The organism is Methylobacterium organophilum, from assembly GCF_022533465.1.
Classification (GTDB): domain Bacteria; phylum Pseudomonadota; class Alphaproteobacteria; order Rhizobiales; family Beijerinckiaceae; genus Methylobacterium; species Methylobacterium organophilum.
Window position 1 is genome coordinate 931,057 of record NZ_CP092848.1, and the last position, 17,567, is coordinate 948,623.

The following is a 17,567-nucleotide window of genomic DNA, read 5'->3' on the forward strand; positions in this document are numbered from 1 at the left end:
CGGGGCGCCTCAGCGCCGCCCCGGCCGGGCCATCCATTCCGAGCGGGCGCTGGCGGCGGGCATCGCCTCCAGCTCCGCCGCCCGGGACGAGATCCAGCCGGCATGCTCGGCGGTGGGGGTCACCGCGGTGAAGCCGCCGCAGGCGGTGCGGGCGCGCCGGTCCTGGCGCATGGCGCCGCTCGACCAGCTCACCACGCCGACCATCTGGCCGCCGCGCAGGATCGGGCCGCCGGAATCGCCGAGGCAGGCGCCGGCCCCGGCCGTCTCCGCCATGCGGCGGGCATCGGTGACCACGGTGACCCGGTTGGCGACCTGAAGGGAGCCGATCGAGACAAGATGGGCGGTGCGCAGCGTCCGCGCCGTGCCGCGGCGGTTCTCCGCCACCACGCCGAAGCCGGCGATGTCCACGGAATCGCCGGTGCCGATGGCGCCGCCGCGGGGATCGAGGGGGCGGAAGCCCGGGCCGACCGGCTGGGCGAGCTTCAGAAGCGCGAGATCGATGCCCGGCTGGTCCTCCGGCGTGGTGCCGGAGACGAAATCGGGATGCATCGCCGCGGCGACCGCGCGGATGCGGCGCTGGCGGAAGGAGGGATCCACCACCACGACGTTGTAGCCGGCCTGGTGCATCACGCAGTGGGCGGCGGTGAGCACCACGTCCTGGGAGATGAGGGTGCCGGAGCAGATCTCGCCCTGGGTGGATTCGACGCGCACCACCGAGGCGCGCAGACCGCCGGGGTCGCGCTCGACCTGCCCCTGCACCACCGCCTGCGCCGAGAGCGGCACGAGGGCCAGCAGCGCGCCGAGCGCGAGCCTGCGGACGGGGATCGAAACCATGCTGCCTCTCCCGCGCCCAAGCGCGCTCCGATTCGATTCAGCGTATCCGAACCCAATTCGGCGGCCAAGCTGAGGTTCCCCGTGCCGGACCGGGCCGAAGCCGGATCCGTGCCATCAGGCACGGCGCGCGGGCCGTCCGCCCTCGGGCGAAACCCCGCGGGACAAGGGGGAGACCCGATCGCCGCCCTCAGGGCCCGCGCCAGGACGCCCCGGCGCCCCAGGGGCGAAGCGTGGCGTCGATCCAGCCGCGCTGCGGGCCGAGCAGGATGCCCTGGGTGAGGCCGCCGCAGGCATCCTTCACCCAGGCGGCGAGCGCCACCACGGCGCCTCCCTGCACGATCGGGCCGCCGGAATCGCCGTTACAGCCCCCGGCGCGGGGCGCCTTGAGCCAGAGCAGGATGCGGCTCGGCCCGTAGGGCTCGACCACCGGCAGCGTGGCGATGCGGAAGCGGCCGAGGCTCTTGCGGTCGCGGTCCCGGGCCGCGCCGTAGCCGCCGAGTTCGAGGGGGGTGCCCGCCCCCGGTACGTCCTGCGCCAGCGTCGCCGGCCGGAAGCGGGCGGGCAGGGCCGCGGGCAGGCGCAGCAGCGCCAAGTCGATCGAGCGGGTGCGCCCGCGGATCGCGTCCGCGTCGTAGCCCGGATGCACCAGGCGGGCCGAGGGCTCGATCAGCACCGGCTGCCCGGCCTCGTCGCGGAAATGGACCCGGTTCTGCGCCGCCCCGGCGACGCAATGGCCGGCGGTGAGCACCGCGTCGGGGGCCACCACCACGCCGGTGCACACGCCCCCGGCCGAGGTCAGCACCATCACCGCGGCGCGGGCGAGATCCGTGTCCGCCGCCTCCCGGCCGCCGACGATCGCGCCGGCCGGTCCCGGGGCGCAGGCCAGCGTCGCGGCCAGGGCCCCGGCGAGGACGAGGCGGGCCGTGATCCGGCGCGGGCCGGCGGGACGGGAAGCGGCCATCGGAAGCGGTCCCGGCGAGACGAGAGGAACGGGAGGGATGCCTTGACCCCGATACGCGTCGACAGCAGCGCCGTCGAGCCGGTGAGCCTGTCCGAGATGCGCGGCCATCTGCGCCTCGATCCCGACGATACGGACGAGGACGACCTCCTCGCCCGCCTGATCACCGCCGCCCGCCAGGCGGTGGAAGCCGAGAGCCGGCGCCTGCTGGCTCCGGGGCGCTGGCGGATCACCCTGACGGCCTGGCCGGCCTGCGGCGTGGTGCCGGTGCCCCTGAGCCCGCTCACGGGCATCGCGAGCGTGCAGCAGGTCGATGCCGCCGGCACCGCGACTCCCCTGCCCGCCGGCCTCCTGCGGCTCGGGCCGGATCCCTGGGAGGCGCCCTGCCTCCTCCTGACCGGGGAGCGGCCTCCGCTCGGCGACGGCGCGGCCCTGATCGAGCTGAGCGCCGGCTGCGGCGGGGCGGGACCGCAGCCGGGGCCACCGGTGCCCGCGCCCCTGCTCCAGGCCCTGCGCCTCGCCGTGGCCGACGCCTTCGAGAACCGCGGCGACGGCCCCGGCCGCCGCACCGCCCTGCCCGAGACCGCCCTGGCGCTGATCGCGCCCCATCGCCGGCTCCGGCTCTGACCCGCCCACCAGGAACCCCGACCATGACGCAGGTGCCCATCGGCGCGCGGCGGCGACGCTTCGTGCTCGAACAGCCCGTGGACACGCCGGACGGCTTCGGCGGGCGGATCCGCCGCTACGAGGCCGGCCCGGTCCTGTGGGGGGCGATGCAGGCGCTCGGCGCCGAGACGCAGATCCGCGGCGGCCGGGCCGACCGCATCGGCACCCACCGCATCGCCTTGCGCTTCCGCGCCGGCATCACGCCGGCCATGCGCCTCTCCGCCGGGCCGCGCCGTTTCGCGATCCGCAGCGCGGAGGATCCGGACGGGCGGGGCTGCGACCTCGTCTGCCTGGTCGAGGAGATCCTGCCGGAGGCGTTGCCGTGAGCCCGCTCCTCGCCCTGCGCGGCGCGATCCTCGCGCGCCTCTCCGGCGATACCGCCCTCGCCGCCCTCATGGGGGGCCAAGTCCGGCTCTACGACGAGCCGCCCCGGGGCGCCGCCCCCGTCTATGCCGTGTTCGGCCCCGCGGAGGCGCGCGACGATTCCGTCGACGGGGCACGGCGCCATCGCCACGCCCTCGACCTCGTGATCCATGGCCGGCCCGGCTCCGCCCGCAGCGCCCTGGAGGCGGCCGAGGCCGTCGCGGCCCGCCTCGAAACGGGCGCGCCCGCGCCGCAGGGCCATGCCCTCGTCAGCTTCCGCATCGCCCGGACCAGCGCCGCCCGCGACGCCGCCACCGGCGAGACGCGGGCGGTGCTCGCCTTCGAAGCCGTCACCGAAACCATCGCCTGAAGGGGATCCCATGAGCGCACAGAAGGGCAAGGACCTGCTGCTGCGGGCCGGCAACGGCAGCGGCGGCTTCGTGGCGGTGGCGGGCCTGCGCGCCCGGCAGATCGCCTTCAACGCGGAGAGCGTGGACGTGACCAACGCCGATTCCGCCGGGCGCTGGCGCGAATTGCTCGCGGGCGCCGGGGTGCGGCGCGCCTCCGTGACCGGGGCGGGCGTCTTCCGCGACGAGGCCTCGGACCTGCGCCTGCGCGCCCTGTTCTTCGACGGGGCGATCGAGACCTTCCAGGTGGTGGTGCCGGCCTTCGGCACGATCGAGGGGCCGTTCCAGGTCACGAGCCTCGAATACCGGGGCGACCATGCCGGCGAGGTCACCTACGACATGACCCTCGAATCCGCCGGCGCCCTCTCTTTCACGGCAGCCTGAGCCATGGCGAACCGCAGACGGGGCGAGGTGCCCCTGGTGCTCGGCCACGAGCGCTACACCCTGTGCCTCACGCTGGGCGCCCTGGCCGAGCTGGAGGAGGCCTTCCAGGCGGCGGATGCGGTGGCGCTGGCCGGGCGCCTCGCCGAGGGGCGCCTGCGCAGCCGGGACCTGATCATCCTGCTCGGCGCCGCCCTGCGCGGGGGCGGCCACGCCCTGGACGACCGGGCCGTGGCCGCCCTGCCCCTGGCGAGCGGGTTGGACGCGATCGTGCGGGCGCTGGGCGAGGCGGTGGAGGCCGCCTTCGGTACGGCGGAGGACGCCCCCCGCCCTTGAGACCCACGGGAGGGACGGCAGCGGAGGCGCAGGCCTTCGCCTTCCCGTGGGACGCCGCGATGGCCCTCGCCCTCAACCGCCTCGGCTGGACGCCCGCCGCCTTCTGGGCGGCGACGCCGCGGGAGCTCGCCGCCGCGGCCGGGCCGCGGCCCGCACCCGCCGCGACCCGGGCCGATCTCGACCGGCTCGTCGCCGCCCATCCCGATCCCTGCTGACGAGGACGCCGCATGGCCGAAGACGATGCCACCCGCAGCGACGCGGAGCGCGTGAAGAGCCTCGAATCCCTCGACAGGCTCGCCCGCAGCTTCGGCCGCTCCCTGACCCAGGCCCTGACGAGCTCCCTCAGCGCGGGACGCCAGCTCGACAGCGTGCTCGACACCCTCTCGACCCGGCTCGCCGGTCTCGCCCTCCGGGCCGCCGCGGTGCCGGTGAGGCGGAGCGTGGCCAACCTCGTCACGCAGGTGCTCGGCCGCTTCTCCGGCGCCGACGAGGCGCTGGCCCGGGGCGGGGTGATCGAGAACGGCCGGGTCTCGGCCTACGCCAAGGGAGCCGCCTTCCCGGGCGGGATCGCCTCCGGCCGGGTCCAGCCCTTCGCGGCCGGCGGAATCGTGGCCGCGCCGACCTATTTCCCCCTCGCCAACGGCACCGGGCTGATGGGCGAGGCCGGGCCGGAGGCGGTGATGCCCCTCCGCCGGGGCAGCGACGGCCGCCTGGGCGTCGCCGCCTCCGGGGGCGAGCGCCCGGTCGCGGTCACGGTGAACATCACGACGCCGGATGCGGAGAGCTTCCGCCGCTCGGAGGCGCAGGTGGCGGCCACCCTCGCCCGGGCCGTCGCCCGCGGCCGGCGCGCGCTGTGAGGACGCGTCATGGCCGAGGATTTCCACGAAGTGCGCTTCCCCCTCGACGTGGCCCTGAAGGGCAGCGGCGGCCCGAGCCGGCTCACCGAGATCGTGACCCTGGCCTCCGGCCGGGAGCACCGCAACAGCCGCTGGGCGGATTCGCGCCGGCGCTACGATGCCGGGCTCGGCATCCGCACCCTGGACGCCCTGCACACGGTGCTCGGCTTCTTCGAGGCGCGGCGGGGCCGCCTCTACGGCTTCCGCTACCGCGACCGGGTGGACCACCGCTCCGGCCCGCCGAGCGCGCCGGTCACGCCCCTCGACCAGCGGATCGGCACGGGGGACGGCAGCACGAAGGGCTTTTCCCTGGTGAAGACCTATGGCGACGGGCCGCTCCCCTATCTGCGCACGATCCGCAAGCCGGTGGCGGGCAGCGTGCGGGTCGCGGTGAACGGGGTCGAGCGCGCGGCCTCCGCCTTCGCCTGCGACCCGGCCACCGGCCTCGTCGTCTTCACGGCGGCGCCCCCGAGCGGCGCGGCGATCACCGCCGGCTACGAGTTCGACGTGCCGGTTCGCTTCGACACCGATGACCTGACCATCGATCTCGCCGCCTTCACCGCGGGGGAGATCCCGCGGGTGCCGCTGATCGAGATCCTGCCCTAGGTGAGGGACCCCTCCGCCATGCGCGCCCTTCCTCCCGACCTCGCCGCGCGGCTCGCCGACGGGGCGACGACCCTGTGCCATTGCTGGCGGCTGCTGCGCCGGGACGGGCTCGCCCTCGGCTTCACCGACCACGACCGCGACCTCGCCTTCGACGGCACCGCCTTCGCCGCCCGCACGGGGCTGGAGGCGGCGGAGGCGAGCGCCGAGCTCGGCTTCGCCGTGGGCGGGGGCGAGGTGGCCGGGGCGCTCAGCGCCGCGGCGATCGCGGAAGCCGACGTCGCCGCCGGGCTCTATGACGGGGCCTCCGTCGAGACCTGGCTCGTCGACTGGCGTGCCCCCGAGGCCCGGCTGCTGCTCGATCGCGCCGAGATCGGCGAGATCCGGCGGGCGGGGACCGCCTTCGTGGCGGAGCTGCGCGGGCCGATGCACCGGCTCGACGCGGAATCCGGCCGCACCTTCCGGGCAGCCTGCGACGCCGCCCTCGGAGAGGCCCGCTGCGGGGTGGACCTGACGGATCCGCGCTACCGCGGCACCGGCACGGTCGCGGAGATCGCGTCCGCGACGCAGCTGCGGGTGAGCCTGGCCGCTTCCGTCGCGGAGGGCTGGTTCGGCGGCGGGCGCCTCGCCTGGGAGACGGGCGCCAATGCCGGGCTCTCCGCCGACATACGCACCCAGGCGGGGACGGGGACCGAGATCCTGCTGGAGCTCTGGCAGGCCCCGGCGCGCGCGGTGGCCGCCGGCGACGCCGTCACCCTGACCGCGGGCTGCGACAAGGCCTTCGCCACCTGCCGCGAAAAGTTCGCCAACGGGCTCAACTTCCAGGGCTTCCCGCACATGCCCGGCAACGACTTCGTGCTGCGCCCCGCTCCGAGCGGCGGCCCCGGCCTCGACGGCGGCAGCCTGTTCCGCTGAGGCGGCCGAACGCCCACCCGACCCATCGTTCCGTCCCGTCGCGCGGAGGATCGCCCATGCCGCCCGCTTCCCCGCGCCTGCGCGAAAGAATCGTCGCCGCCGCGCGCGGCTGGATCGGCACGCCCTACCGGCACCAGGCCTGCCTGAAGGGGGTCGGCTGCGACTGCCTCGGCCTCGTGCGCGGGGTCTGGGCCGAGATCCACGGCGCCGAGCCGGAGACGCCGCCCCCCTATCCCGCCGGCTGGGCCGAGGCCGTGCCCGGCGGGCGCGACCTGCTGGCCGAGGCGGCGCGGCGCCACCTGATCCCGGTTCCCGCGGGGCCAGGCTACCGGCCGGCGCCCGGGGACGTGCTGCTCTTCGCCTTCCGGGCGCATCTGCCGGCCAAGCACTGCGCCATCGCCACCGGCCCGGAGGCGATGGTGCATGCCCAGGACGGCGCCGCGGTCACCGAGATCGCCTTCACCCCCTGGTGGCGCCGGCACCTCGCCGCCGCCTTCCGCTTTCCCGACCGGGAGGAGCCGCGATGACCACGCTGGTCCTGCAGGCGGCGGGCTCCGCCATCGGCGCGGCCCTCGGCGGCCCGATCGGGGCCGGGATCGGGCAGGTGCTCGGCGCGGCGGCCGGCGGGGCGCTCGACCGCGCCCTGTTCGGCCCCGGCGCCCCCGGCCCCCGCTTCGTCGAGGGGCCGCGGCTCACCGACCTCGCCGGCCTGACCTCGACCGAGGGCGATCCCATTCCCCGCCTCTACGGCCGCGCCCGCCTCGGCGGCACCCTGATCTGGGCGACGCGGCCCCTCGAGACCGCCAACACCACGGTGACGCGCACGCAGTCCGGCTCGAAGGGCGGGAGCGGCCGCAAGGTCGTGACCACCGCCTACAGCTATTCCGTCAGCCTCGCGGTCGGGCTCTGCGCCGGGGAGATCGCCCTGGTGCGCCGGATCTGGGCGGACGGCACCGAGCTCGACCTGACCCGGCTGAGCTACCGCGTGCATCGCGGCGGGCCGGACCAGATGCCGGATCCGCTGATCGTCGCCAAGGAGGGGGCGGAGAACGCCCCGGCCTATCGCGGGCTCGCCTATGTGGTGTTCGAGAACCTGGCCCTGGCCGAGTTCGGCAACCGCATCCCGCAATTCGCCTTCGAGGTGATCCGCCCCGTGGCCGGTTTGGCCAGCCACCTGCGGGCGGTCTGCCTGATCCCCGGCGCGACGGAATTCGGGCTCGACCCACGCCCCGTCACCGAGGATGCCGGGTTCGGGGCGACCAAGCCGGCCAACCGCTTCCAGCTCCAGGGGGCGAGCGACGTGGTCGCCTCCCTCGACGCCCTGCAGGCGCTCTGCCCGAAGCTCGAGGCGGTGTCGGTGGTGGTCAGCTGGTTCGGCGACGACCTGCGGGCGGGCGCCTGCACCCTGACGCCGCGGGTGGATTCGACGCGCAAGGCCACCTTCGGCGCGGCCTGGAGCGTCGCCGGCCTGACGCGTGCCACCGCCCGGACCGTCTCGACGCGGCCCGGAGGCGGGCCGGCCTATGGCGGCACGCCGGACGACGCGTCCCTCGAACGCCTCGTCGCGGAACTGACGCGGCGCGGGCTCAAGGTGGTGCTCTACCCCTTCGTGATGATGGACGTGCCCGCCGGCAACGCCCTGCCCGACCCACAGGCGCCGGACCAGCCGCAGCCGGCCTATCCCTGGCGGGGGCGCATCACCTGCCATCCCGCCCCCGGGGCGCCGGGCAGCGTCGACGGAACGGCGGCCGCCGCCGAGCAGGTCGCCGCCTTCTTCGACGGGGCGGAGGGCTATCGCCGGATGGTCCTGCACTATGCCGACCGTGCCGCCGCCTGGGGGCTTTCCGGCTTCGTGATCGGCAGCGAGTTCGTCGGGCTGACCCGGGTGCGCGGCCCCGGCGGCGCCTATCCGGCGGTCGCCGCCTTCCGCCGGCTCGCCCAGGACGTGCGGGCACGGCTGGGATCGTCGGTGACGCTCGTCTACGCCGCCGACTGGACCGAGTACGGCGCCCATATCCGCGACGACGGGGCGAGCCTGCGCTTCCCCCTCGACCCGCTCTTCGCCGACCCGGCCCTCAACGCGGTCGGCATCGACTACTACCCGCCGATCACCGACTGGCGCGACGGCACGGCGCATCGCGACGCCGCCGAGGCGCCGGAGATCTACGACCGCGCCTATCTGAAGGGCCGGCTCGGATCGGGGGAGGCCTTCGACTGGTTCTATGCCAGCGCCGCCGACCGGGCGGCCCAGATCCGCACCCCGATCACGGACGGGGCCTATGGCCGGCCCTGGACCTACCGGGCCAAGGACCTCGTCTCCTGGTGGTCGAACCCGCATGTCGAGCGGGAGAACGGGGTGGAGACGGGCGCCACCGCCTGGGTGCCCGGGAGCAAGCCGATCTGGCTCACCGAGATCGGCATCCCCGCCGTCGACCGGGGCAGCAACGGCCCGAACGCCTTCCCGGACGCCAAGTCCTCCGAGAACGCCCTGCCACCCTTCTCGCGGGGGTTCCGCGACGACCTGATCCAGGCCCGGGGCCTGGAGGCGATCGTCGCCCGCTTCGATCCCGCCATGCCGGGCTTCGAGGCGGCCCACAATCCGGAGGCCGCCGCCTTCCCCGGCCGCATGGTGGATCCGGCACGCCTCTTCGCCTGGTGCTGGGATGCGCGGCCCTTCCCCGCCTTCCCGGATTTCGACGGCGTCTGGGCGGATGCGGAGAACTGGCGCAGCGGCCACTGGCTCACGGGCCGGATCGAGGGGATGGAGCTCGACCGGCTGATCGCGGCGATCCTGGCCGATTTCGGCCAGGCGGGCGGGCTCGATTGCGAGGCGGCGGGCTTCCTCGACGGCTACGTGATCGACCGGCCGCTCTCCGCCCGCGGCGCCCTCGAACCCCTCGTCCAGCTCTTCGGCCTCGACGTGCGCGCGGGCGCCGGCACCCTGACCATCCGCGGCCCCGGCCGCGCCGCCGCACTGACGCTCCGGGCCGACGATCTCGTGCGCCCGCGCGACGGGGAGGCGCCGCTTCGCTTCGTGCGGGCGCAGGAGAGCGAGCTGCCCCGCTCGGTCGCGCTCGCCTTCACCGATTCCGAGAACCCGGACTACCGGCGCGCCACCGCCGCCGCCCTGCGCCCGGGCGGCCAGCGCCGCCGGGAGAGCCGCCTCGACACGGCCGTGGTGACGCGGCGGGCGAGCGCGCAGGATCTGGCGGAAGCGGTGCTGGAGACCGCCCTGGCCGGCCGCGACAGCGCGAGCCTGACGCTCAGCCCCCGGCAGATCGCGGCGGAGCCGGGGGACCGCCTGATCCTGCCCCAAGAATCCGGAGGCGGCCTCTACCGGATCGAGCGGATCGCGGATTCGGCCGCGGGGCGGCGGATCGAGGCGCGGGCGGTGCCGCCGGCCTCCGACAGCCCCGCCGCCGCGTCCGGGACCGCGCGCCGCGGCGCGCGCCGCCCGCCCTGCCGGGGCCGCCCTTCGCCGTCGCCCTCGACCTGCCGATCGCCCGGGGCACGCCGCCCGCCCTGCAATACGTGGCGGTGGCCGCCGATCCCTGGCCGGGCCGGGTCGCGCTCTGGCGGTCGGAGGGCGAGGGCGCCGGCCTCGCCCTGCAGCGCCTGATCGAGCATCCGGCCTGCCTCGGGGAAACGCTGACGGCGCTGCCGCCCGGCCCGCTCTGGCGCTTCGACCGCGGAGCCGGCTTCGAGGTCGCCCTGCGCCATGCCGAGGGGTTCGCGGCGATCTCGGAAGCCGAGGCCCTCGGCGGCGGCAACCTGTTCGCCCTGCGGACCCCGGACGGCACGGTCGAGATCCTCGCGGCCGCCGGGGTGGCGCTGATCGGCGCGGGCCGCTGGCGGCTGTCCCGGCTGCTGCGGGGGCTCGCCGGCAGCGAGGCCGCCGCGGCGCGGACCGCCCCCGCCGGCAGCCTGCTCGTGCGTCTCGACGACGGGGCCGTGCAGCCCCTGGTGGAACGCCTGGACGAGGCCGGACGGGCCTTCCGCTACCGGGCGGTGCCCGCCGAGCGCGATCCCGCCGATCCGGCCTCCACCGGCTTCGAGGCGAGCGCCGGCCTCCTGGCCTACCGGCCGCTGTCTCCGGTGCATCTGCGGGCGCGGCGGGAGGCGGAGGGCGTGCGGCTCTCCTGGATCCGCCGCGCGCTGCGCGACGCCGATGCCTGGGAGGCCGCCGAGATCCCCCTCGACGCGCCGGAGCGCTACCGCGTCACGATCCTGGGCGCGGATGGCAGCGCCCTGCGCAGCCTCGAGACGGACGAAGCGAGCGCCCTCTATGCCCAGGCGCAGGAGAGCGCCGATTTCGGCGGCCCGCAGGACACGCTGACCGTTTCGGTGGCGCAGCTCGGCGCCGTGACCGGCCCCGGCCCGGCGACACAGGCGCGCCTGCCGGTGCGCATGGCCTGAACGGCCGCCTCTTCCCGAAGCCCCTCGACGACGGAGCCCCGCATGGCGGAGACCGAGAACCTGCGCCTGCCGCTGCTCGCGGCGGGGCAGGCCCAGAAGCACGTCACCCACAACGAGGCGCTCGCCGACCTCGACGCGCTGGTGCAGCTCGCCTGCCTCGACAAGGACCTCGCGGCGCCGCCCGCCGTGCCGAACGAGGGAGACCGCTACCTGGTCCTCGCGGCGAACCCGACCGGGGCCTGGAGCGGCCTGTCGGGGCAGGTCGCCGCCTTCCGCGACGGCGTCTGGACGGGCTACGCACCCCGGCCGGGCTGGTGCGCCTTCCTCCTCGACGAGGGCGCCCTCTACGCCTTCACCGGCTCCGCCTGGATCGACCTGCGCAGCACGATCGCCGGGCTGCAGAACCTCGCCCTTCTCGGGATCGGCACGCAGGCGGATGCGCAGAATCCCTTCGCGGCCCGCCTCAACAAGGCCCTCTGGACCGCCAGGCCCGCCGCCGAGGGCGGGAGCGGGGATCTGCGCTACACCCTCAACAAGGAGGGGGCGGCCAATGTCCTGTCCCTCCTGCTCCAGAGCGCCTTCTCGGGCCGGGCGGAGATCGGGCTCGTCGGCAGCGACGACCTGAGCCTCCGGGTCAGCGCCGACGGAAGCGCCTGGTCGACCGCCTTCAGCGTCGACCGGAGCAGCGGCCTCGTCAGCTTCGAGCGCGGCGCCCTGCGCACGGAGGTGACGGCCCTCACCGGCTCCGGCACCTGGGAGAGGCCCGCCTGGGCGCGCATGGTGACGATCTTCGCCATGGGTGGCGGAGGCGGGGGCGGCGCGGGGCGCCGCGGCGCCGCCGGCACGGTCCGGGCCGGAGGCGGGGGCGGCGGCGCGGGCGCCCTGGTCGTGGAGGAATTCCTCGCCGACGACCTTCCGGCGACGCTCGCCATCACGATCGGCGCCGGCGGGGCCGGCGCACCGGCCCAGACCGCGGATTCGACCAATGGCAGCGGCGGCACGGCCGGGAGCAACACCACGGTCGCCAACGGCTCCGTCATCCTGCTGACGGCCCTGGGCGGGGGTGCCGGCGGCGCAGGCGCCACGGCGGCAGCCGGCGGCGGCACGGGCGGAGGCGGCTTGAGCGTGCTGGCCGTGGGGAGCGGCGGCACCGGCTCCGCAGGCGCCGGCGCCGGCGGATCCGGCGGAAACGGCCTCCAGGGAAGTGGCGGCGGCGGGGGTGGCGGCGGTATCTCGGCAAGCGAGGCCGCGACCGCCGGCGGCCCGAGTGGACAGGGCTACATCCTCGGCAATGCGGGACGGCGGGCCATCACCGCCGCAGGAGGCGCCGTCGGGCTCGGCGGCAACAACGGGGCGGCCAAGGCCTGGATCCGCGGAGGTGCGAGCGGCGGCGGCGGCGGCGGGGCCGGACCGGCCAACGGCTCGGGCTCCGGCGGTGCCGGCGGCAATGGCGGCCTTCCCGGCGGCGGCGGGGGCGGGGGTGGCGGCGCCAGCAACGGCGCTGCCTCCGGCCCGGGGGGCGCCGGTGGCCGCGGCGAGGTCTGGATCCTGTGCCGGGGCTGAGGCCCGTCTCGTCCCTCGACCATCGCCGGAGATTTCCATGGAGCTCAGCCCCATCGGCCGCGCCGTGCTCGTCGCCCGCGAGGGACGCCGGCTCGAGGCCTATCGCGATTCCGCCGGCATCTGGACGATCGGCGTCGGCCACACCGCCGCCGCGGGGCCACCCGTCGTCGTGCCGGGCCTGACCATCACGGCGCAGGCATGCGACGCGCTCTTCGCCCGGGACGTGGCCCGCTACGCCCGGACGGTACGCGAGGCCCTCGCCGGATCCCCGGGCGAGGACCTGCCGCAGAACGCCTTCGACGCCCTCGTCTCCCTCTGCTTCAACATCGGACCCACCGCCTTCCTGCGCTCCACCGTGCTGCGGCGCCTGCGGGACGGCGATCGCGACGGCGCGGCGCAGGCGATCCTGATGTGGGACCGGCCGGCCGCACTGATCCCCCGCCGCCAAGGCGAACACGACCAGTTCCGCACGCCCTACGCCACCGCCCTGCCCCGCGCCCGCCGCGACGACCGGCAGCCGGTCGCATGGCCCGCGCAGGCGCCCCCCGCCGAGACCCCGCCTCCGGGCGCCGCAGCGCGGCCCGGCTGGCTGCGCCGCGCCCTCGCCCGCCTCTTCCGCCGCTGACCCACACGCCGTTCGGAGACATCGCCATGACCGCACGAAACCGTCCCGCACGAACCCCTGCCGCCCTCCTCGCCCTGTCCGTCCTCGGCCTCGCCGGGGCCTGCAGCCCGGCCCGTGCCGCGGGCGCGGAGATCCTGCTGCCCTGGGGCGACGCCCTCGCCGCCGGCCTGCAGGCGCTCGGCGGCATCGCGGCGCCCGCCCTGGCCGCGGCCGCCGCGGGGGCCACGGCGCGGCTCGCCGGGCCGCTGCGCTTCCTCGTCACCAGCACCCTGGTCGAGCGCCTGGTGCGCAACGCCACGGATTACGCGCTCAACGCCGTGGCCGGGGCGGCGCGCGGGCGCACCCTCTCCGTGCCCATCGGCTCCGCGGTGATCGCCCAGGCCGTGCAGCGCGCCCTCGATCAGGCCCCGGCCTGGCTGGTGCGGGCGGCCGGCGGCGAGACGGGCCTCGCCGAGAAGGTGTTCCGTAGCCTTCCGCTCGAAGCCGAGGCCACCCGCGCCAACACCCTCGCCCCGGCCCTCGCCCGCCCCTGAGGGCGGGCCGGGCCGCCCCGACGCCGCAGGAGGCCGCCCGTGGACCGGATCGCCATCGAGGCCGCGCGCCTGCTCCTGTCCGAGGCGGGCGCGGGCTGGATCGTCGCGGTGCTGCTCGGGCTCGCCTGCCTGCATCTCCACCGGGAGGGCACGCGCGCGGCGCAGGCCCGGATCGAGGAGGCGGGCAGCACCGCCACCGCCCTGGAACGGGCCTCCCAGACCAACGCCGCCGTGGCCGCGGCGCTGGAGGCCCGCAGCCGCGTGCTGGAGGAGCTGGCCCGGCTCGTCGGGGAGATCGCGCAGGGGGTCGACCGCAGCGACGGGCATGCCCGCGACCGTTTCGACGAGATCCTGCGGCGCCTGGCCGAGATCCAGGGGCGGGCGCGGCCGTGACGCCCCCCCCGTTTCACGACGATGGAGATGACGATGGGGCCCTTCGAGATCCCGCGCGGAATCCGCCGCCGGCGCGAGGCCGCCCGGTGCCTGGCGGCGCAGGGACGCCTGCGCGCCGCGCAGCGTGGCTTCGAGAGCTCGCTCGGCGCCCTGCGCCTGGCGGCCCAGGACGCCCTCGAAGGCCAGGCCCTCGCCCGCCACGCCCTGCAGGGGGTGCGGACGCGGATTGCGCCCGTGATCCTGCCCGAGTGAAGGCGCCTTCGTCGCACCGCGCAACCGACTCCATTCAGGGCGCATTCAGTGCCTGAACTCGACAGTGCCGCCCATGCGTCTCGCCCTCGTCCTGCTGCTCGCCGTACCGGCCGTCGCGCTCCTCGCGACGGACGGCCTTGGGCCGCTCGCCGAGGAGACCGGCGCCGTCACCGCCGCGCAGCCGCAGATCCCCCGCGAACCCCTGAACAAGGGGGATGACTGCCTCTCGCCCGCCGACCTGCGCGAGGCGGTGGCGGACAAGCGCGTCGTCGCCCCCATTGCGGCGATCCGCGCGGCGCGGCAGGTGATTCCCCGGGCCGAGATCCAGCGCGCCACCCTCTGCCGGCACGACCAGGGCCTCGTCTATCTGCTCACCGCCCTGCGGCGGGACGGGCAGTTCGTGAAGGTGATGGTCGACGCCCAGTCCGGTCAGGTCGCGGGGCAGTGGTAGGGCCGGCGGTGGGGCGGCCCGCAACGGTTTCGAGGAGGTTCACGTGCGTCTGCTCGTCGTCGAGGACGACCGGGACATCAACCGGCAGGTCGTCAACGCCCTGGAAGAGGCCGGCTACGTCGCCGACAAGGCCTTCGACGGCGAGGAGGGCGGCTATCTCGGCGAGAACGAGCCCTACGACGCCATCATCCTCGACATGGGCCTGCCCAAGGCCGATGGCGTCACCGTGCTGCAGCGCTGGCGCCGGGCGGGCGTGAAGACGCCCGTCATCATCCTCACCGCCCGCGACCGCTGGTCGGACAAGGTCGACGGCTTCGATGCCGGGGCCGACGACTACGTGACCAAGCCCTTCCACATGGAGGAGCTGATGGCCCGGGTGCGCGCCCTGCTGCGCCGCGCCGCCGGCCACGCCACCAGCCAGATCGCCTGCGGCCCCGTGACCCTCGACACCCGCTCCGGCCGCGTCTTCGTCGACGGCAACCCGGTGAAGCTCACCAGCCACGAATACCGGCTGCTCTCCTACCTGATGCACCATACCGGCCGGGTCGTCTCCCGCGCCGAATTGACCGAGCATCTCTACGACCAGGATTTCGACCGGGATTCCAACACGATCGAGGTCTTCGTCGGCCGCCTGCGCAAGAAGCTCGCGGTGGACCTGATCCAGACCGTGCGCGGCCTCGGCTACCTGGTCGACCCGAACCAGCCGACCGGGCGGGGGTGAGCGGGGGTCATGTCCCTACGCAGGGCGCGCGTTTCATGGCATGGTCCGCAGCCTGCACCCGAGATGCAGCAACCGCGACCGCAAGGCAGAGAACCCTCGATGCCCTCAGATGAGCGCAAGACGCGCTTTGGCAGCTTCCTGGAAGGTCTTGGTGCCCTCGCGTCGATCTGGCCCGCACCGGAGGCACCGCTGCGCTATCCCCATCGCGACGAGGCCGAGGCCCTGCGCCTCGACGGGCTTCGGATCGGCAACGATATGCGCCGTGTGATCGTGCGTGAGCGGCTCCGTGCGGAAACCCCGGCGGTCTAGCTCGCCCGCGCGACAGCCGGGGCCGACCGACCAGGGCCGGACGAGCGAACCGAACGAATCCTCCGTCTTCCTGGAACACGGTGCGTTCTGGAAGGGTCCTCTCCCGCCACCGGCCATCCTGGAGGATTTTCAGCGTATCGTTCCAGATGCCCCGGAGCGCATCCTGCGGCAATGGGAGCTGGAGGCCGATCACCGCCGCGCCTACGAGCGAACGGCGCTCGATGCCACCGTACGGCGCGAGGCCCTCGGTCAGATCAGCGCGGTCCTGTTTGCCCTGACGGCGCTCGGGGTCTCCGCCTTCGCAATCTGGATGCATGAACCCTGGGTCGCCGCCACGATCGGTGGCGGCACCATCGTTTCCGTCGTGGGCGCCTTTCTTTACCGGCGTTCCGTCAAGCGGGTCGACACGCCCGCCCCTTTGCCACCGCCATGACCGACCGCCTCGCCTGGCTGCCCCTGCGCCGCCGTTCCATCGCGGTCCGCCTTGCGGTGTCCTCGCTCCTGTCGAGCACGGCGATCCTGGTGTTGGCCGCCTGGATCCTGACCACGCTCTACCGGGAGAACACCGAGCGCGGCTTCGACAGCCGGCTGCTCGTCTACGCCAACAACCTCGCGACCGACCTCGTCTCGCCCAACGATCCGGAGACGCGCTCCTTCGCGCTGGGCGACCCGCGCTTCGACCTGCCCCTGTCCGGCTGGTACTGGCAGGTCGGGCGGCCCGATGCGCGGCCGCGGGACCTGCGCGGCTCGCGCTCTCTGGTCGGCGTGCCCCTGAAGGGGCCGGACCAGGCCGGCACGGCGACGATCGGACAGATCCGCCAGGGCTACGGCCACGGCCAGGACGACCGGCTCCTGCGCATCGTCGAGCGCGACGTCGATCTCGGCCAGGAGGGGCGCTACACCGTGCGGGTGGCGGGACCGGCGGACGAGATCGTCAACGACGTCGACCGCTTCCGCTTCTCCCTCTTCGTCACCTTCGGCCTGCTCGGCTTCTCGCTGGCCGTGACGGCGCTCCTGCAGATCCGCTTCGGCCTCGCGCCGCTGACCAAGCTGCGCACGGCGCTCGGCGCCATCCGCCGGGGCGAGGCCGACCGCATCGACGGCGAGTATCCCCGCGACATCGCCCCCCTGGCGGGCGAGATCAACCTGCTGATCGAGACCAACCGCGAGATCCTGGAGCGGGCGCGCACCCAGGTCGGCAACCTCGCCCATGCCCTCAAGACGCCGCTCTCGATCATCGTGAACGAGGTCGGCGGCGGCGAGGCGCCCCCCGAGCTCGCCGACAAGATCCGCGAGCAGGCCGCGGTGATGCGCGACCAGGTGAACTATCACCTCGACCGGGCCCGGGCCGCGGCGCTCGCCGGCACGCTGGGCGCCTCGACGGAGGTCGAACCGGCGCTGGCCGGCCTGGTGCGCACCTTCGGCAAGATCTACCGCGACAAGGACATCGCCTACGAGGTGCAGGTCCCGCCGGGCCTGCGCTTCCGCGGCGAGCGCCAGGATTTCGAGGAGATGGTCGGCAACCTCGTCGACAACGCCTCGAAATGGGCGAACGGCCGGGTGGCGATCTCGGCCGCCGCGGTCGGCGAGCAGGATTTTCCACATCTGATCGTCGCGGTGGAGGATGACGGTCCGGGCCTGCCCGAGGCGGACCTCACCGCCGTGCTCAAGCGCGGGCGCCGCCTCGACGAGACCAAGCCCGGCTCCGGCCTCGGCCTGTCCATCGTCGCAGACCTCGCCGCGCTCTATCGCGGCCGCTTCCGCCTGGAGCAGGCGGCGATCGGCGGGCTGCGCGCCGTGCTGGAAGTGCCGGGCGACGCCCCGGCCGGGGCGGCCCAGCGATAGGGCGGCCCCGCCCCGGAGCGACATCGCGCGCGGCCCCGGCGCGGTTACGTTCGGCCTCGTCCGTGCTAAGGCGCGGCGGCTCGCGGTCAAGCGGGCCATG

The 17,567-nt window shown here is 75.3% G+C and carries 22 protein-coding genes and 1 pseudogene; 21 read left to right on the forward strand and 2 right to left on the reverse strand.

Features of this window, described 5'->3' with window-relative positions:
* Nucleotides 1–9: 9 nt before the first annotated feature.
* Both MMB17_RS04255 and MMB17_RS04260 read right to left on the reverse strand, forming a co-directional pair.
* The gene (locus tag MMB17_RS04255) at nt 10–834 is read right to left on the reverse strand and encodes a S1 family peptidase (protein ID WP_241101183.1); all 825 of its coding nucleotides are present in this window, start codon (nt 832–834) and stop codon (nt 10–12) included.
* 187 nt (nt 835–1,021) lie between these two features.
* Nucleotides 1,022–1,795 (reverse strand): trypsin-like serine protease, encoded by a 774-nt coding sequence (locus MMB17_RS04260; protein WP_241101184.1) that lies wholly within the window; start codon nt 1,793–1,795, stop codon nt 1,022–1,024.
* A gap of 42 nt (nt 1,796–1,837) precedes the next feature.
* Here MMB17_RS04260 and MMB17_RS04265 point away from each other — a divergent pair, with 42 nt between their 5' ends.
* The 21 genes and pseudogenes from MMB17_RS04265 (at nt 1,838) to MMB17_RS04365 (ending at nt 17,467) form a co-directional block, all read left to right on the forward strand.
* Complete coding sequence (locus MMB17_RS04265) at nt 1,838–2,419, forward strand: head-tail connector protein (RefSeq protein ID WP_241101185.1); 582 nt, start codon at nt 1,838–1,840, stop codon at nt 2,417–2,419.
* 23 nt (nt 2,420–2,442) lie between these two features.
* Nucleotides 2,443–2,784 (forward strand): head-tail adaptor protein, encoded by a 342-nt coding sequence (locus tag MMB17_RS04270; protein ID WP_238314126.1) that lies wholly within the window; start codon nt 2,443–2,445, stop codon nt 2,782–2,784.
* Nucleotides 2,781–3,191 carry a DUF3168 domain-containing protein gene (locus tag MMB17_RS04275; RefSeq protein WP_238314124.1) on the forward strand — a complete coding sequence of 137 codons (411 nt, stop codon included), beginning with the start codon at nt 2,781–2,783 and terminating at the stop codon, nt 3,189–3,191. Before MMB17_RS04270 ends, MMB17_RS04275 begins: the two co-directional genes overlap by 4 nt.
* 10 nt (nt 3,192–3,201) lie before the next feature.
* On the forward strand, nt 3,202–3,612 hold the full coding sequence (locus MMB17_RS04280; RefSeq protein ID WP_241101186.1) for a phage major tail protein, TP901-1 family: 411 nt from the start codon (nt 3,202–3,204) through the stop codon (nt 3,610–3,612).
* Between the two features lie 3 nt (nt 3,613–3,615).
* Nucleotides 3,616–3,945 carry a gene transfer agent family protein gene (locus tag MMB17_RS04285; RefSeq protein WP_241101187.1) on the forward strand — a complete coding sequence of 110 codons (330 nt, stop codon included), beginning with the start codon at nt 3,616–3,618 and terminating at the stop codon, nt 3,943–3,945.
* On the forward strand, nt 3,942–4,160 hold the full coding sequence (locus tag MMB17_RS04290; RefSeq protein ID WP_420847328.1) for a phage tail assembly chaperone: 219 nt from the start codon (nt 3,942–3,944) through the stop codon (nt 4,158–4,160). The genes MMB17_RS04285 and MMB17_RS04290 overlap by 4 nt, the downstream gene beginning before the upstream one ends.
* A gap of 12 nt (nt 4,161–4,172) precedes the next feature.
* Nucleotides 4,173–4,802: a phage tail tape measure protein gene (locus MMB17_RS04295; RefSeq protein WP_241101188.1), complete on the forward strand. Its 630-nt coding sequence runs from the start codon at nt 4,173–4,175 to the stop codon at nt 4,800–4,802.
* 9 nt (nt 4,803–4,811) lie between these two features.
* A complete protein-coding gene (locus MMB17_RS04300; protein WP_241101189.1) occupies nt 4,812–5,447 on the forward strand; it encodes a DUF2460 domain-containing protein in 636 nt (211 codons plus the stop codon).
* A gap of 18 nt (nt 5,448–5,465) precedes the next feature.
* Entirely contained in the window at nt 5,466–6,359 is an 894-nt protein-coding gene (locus MMB17_RS04305; RefSeq protein WP_241101190.1) for a DUF2163 domain-containing protein, read from the forward strand.
* 56 nt (nt 6,360–6,415) lie between these two features.
* Nucleotides 6,416–6,886 carry an NlpC/P60 family protein gene (locus MMB17_RS04310; RefSeq protein WP_241101191.1) on the forward strand — a complete coding sequence of 157 codons (471 nt, stop codon included), beginning with the start codon at nt 6,416–6,418 and terminating at the stop codon, nt 6,884–6,886.
* Nucleotides 6,883–10,775: pseudogene (locus MMB17_RS04315) on the forward strand (baseplate multidomain protein megatron). Before MMB17_RS04310 ends, MMB17_RS04315 begins: the two are co-directional and overlap by 4 nt.
* Nucleotides 10,776–10,817: 42 nt before the next feature.
* Entirely contained in the window at nt 10,818–12,338 is a 1,521-nt protein-coding gene (locus tag MMB17_RS04320; RefSeq protein ID WP_276518055.1) for a DUF2793 domain-containing protein, read from the forward strand.
* 37 nt (nt 12,339–12,375) lie between these two features.
* Nucleotides 12,376–12,963, forward strand: a complete 588-nt coding sequence (locus MMB17_RS04325) for a lysozyme (protein WP_241101192.1) — start codon at nt 12,376–12,378, stop codon at nt 12,961–12,963.
* Nucleotides 12,964–12,989: 26 nt separating this feature from the next.
* Nucleotides 12,990–13,496 carry a hypothetical protein gene (locus tag MMB17_RS04330; RefSeq protein ID WP_241101193.1) on the forward strand — a complete coding sequence of 169 codons (507 nt, stop codon included), beginning with the start codon at nt 12,990–12,992 and terminating at the stop codon, nt 13,494–13,496.
* 39 nt (nt 13,497–13,535) lie between these two features.
* The gene (locus MMB17_RS04335; RefSeq protein WP_241101194.1) at nt 13,536–13,889 is read left to right on the forward strand and encodes a hypothetical protein; all 354 of its coding nucleotides are present in this window, start codon (nt 13,536–13,538) and stop codon (nt 13,887–13,889) included.
* Between the two features lie 33 nt (nt 13,890–13,922).
* Complete coding sequence (locus MMB17_RS04340) at nt 13,923–14,141, forward strand: hypothetical protein (protein WP_241101195.1); 219 nt, start codon at nt 13,923–13,925, stop codon at nt 14,139–14,141.
* Nucleotides 14,142–14,214: 73 nt separating this feature from the next.
* The gene (locus MMB17_RS04345) at nt 14,215–14,592 is read left to right on the forward strand and encodes a PepSY domain-containing protein (protein ID WP_241101196.1); all 378 of its coding nucleotides are present in this window, start codon (nt 14,215–14,217) and stop codon (nt 14,590–14,592) included.
* 43 nt (nt 14,593–14,635) lie between these two features.
* Nucleotides 14,636–15,313, forward strand: a complete 678-nt coding sequence (locus MMB17_RS04350; protein WP_238314098.1) for a response regulator transcription factor — start codon at nt 14,636–14,638, stop codon at nt 15,311–15,313.
* A 99-nt stretch (nt 15,314–15,412) separates the two neighbouring features.
* Nucleotides 15,413–15,622: a hypothetical protein gene (locus MMB17_RS04355; RefSeq protein WP_238314095.1), complete on the forward strand. Its 210-nt coding sequence runs from the start codon at nt 15,413–15,415 to the stop codon at nt 15,620–15,622.
* Nucleotides 15,588–16,055 carry a DUF2335 domain-containing protein gene (locus MMB17_RS04360; RefSeq protein ID WP_238314093.1) on the forward strand — a complete coding sequence of 156 codons (468 nt, stop codon included), beginning with the start codon at nt 15,588–15,590 and terminating at the stop codon, nt 16,053–16,055. Before MMB17_RS04355 ends, MMB17_RS04360 begins: the two co-directional genes overlap by 35 nt.
* On the forward strand, nt 16,052–17,467 hold the full coding sequence (locus MMB17_RS04365; RefSeq protein WP_238314091.1) for an ATP-binding protein: 1,416 nt from the start codon (nt 16,052–16,054) through the stop codon (nt 17,465–17,467). The genes MMB17_RS04360 and MMB17_RS04365 overlap by 4 nt, the downstream gene beginning before the upstream one ends.
* Nucleotides 17,468–17,567: the final 100 nt, after the last annotated feature.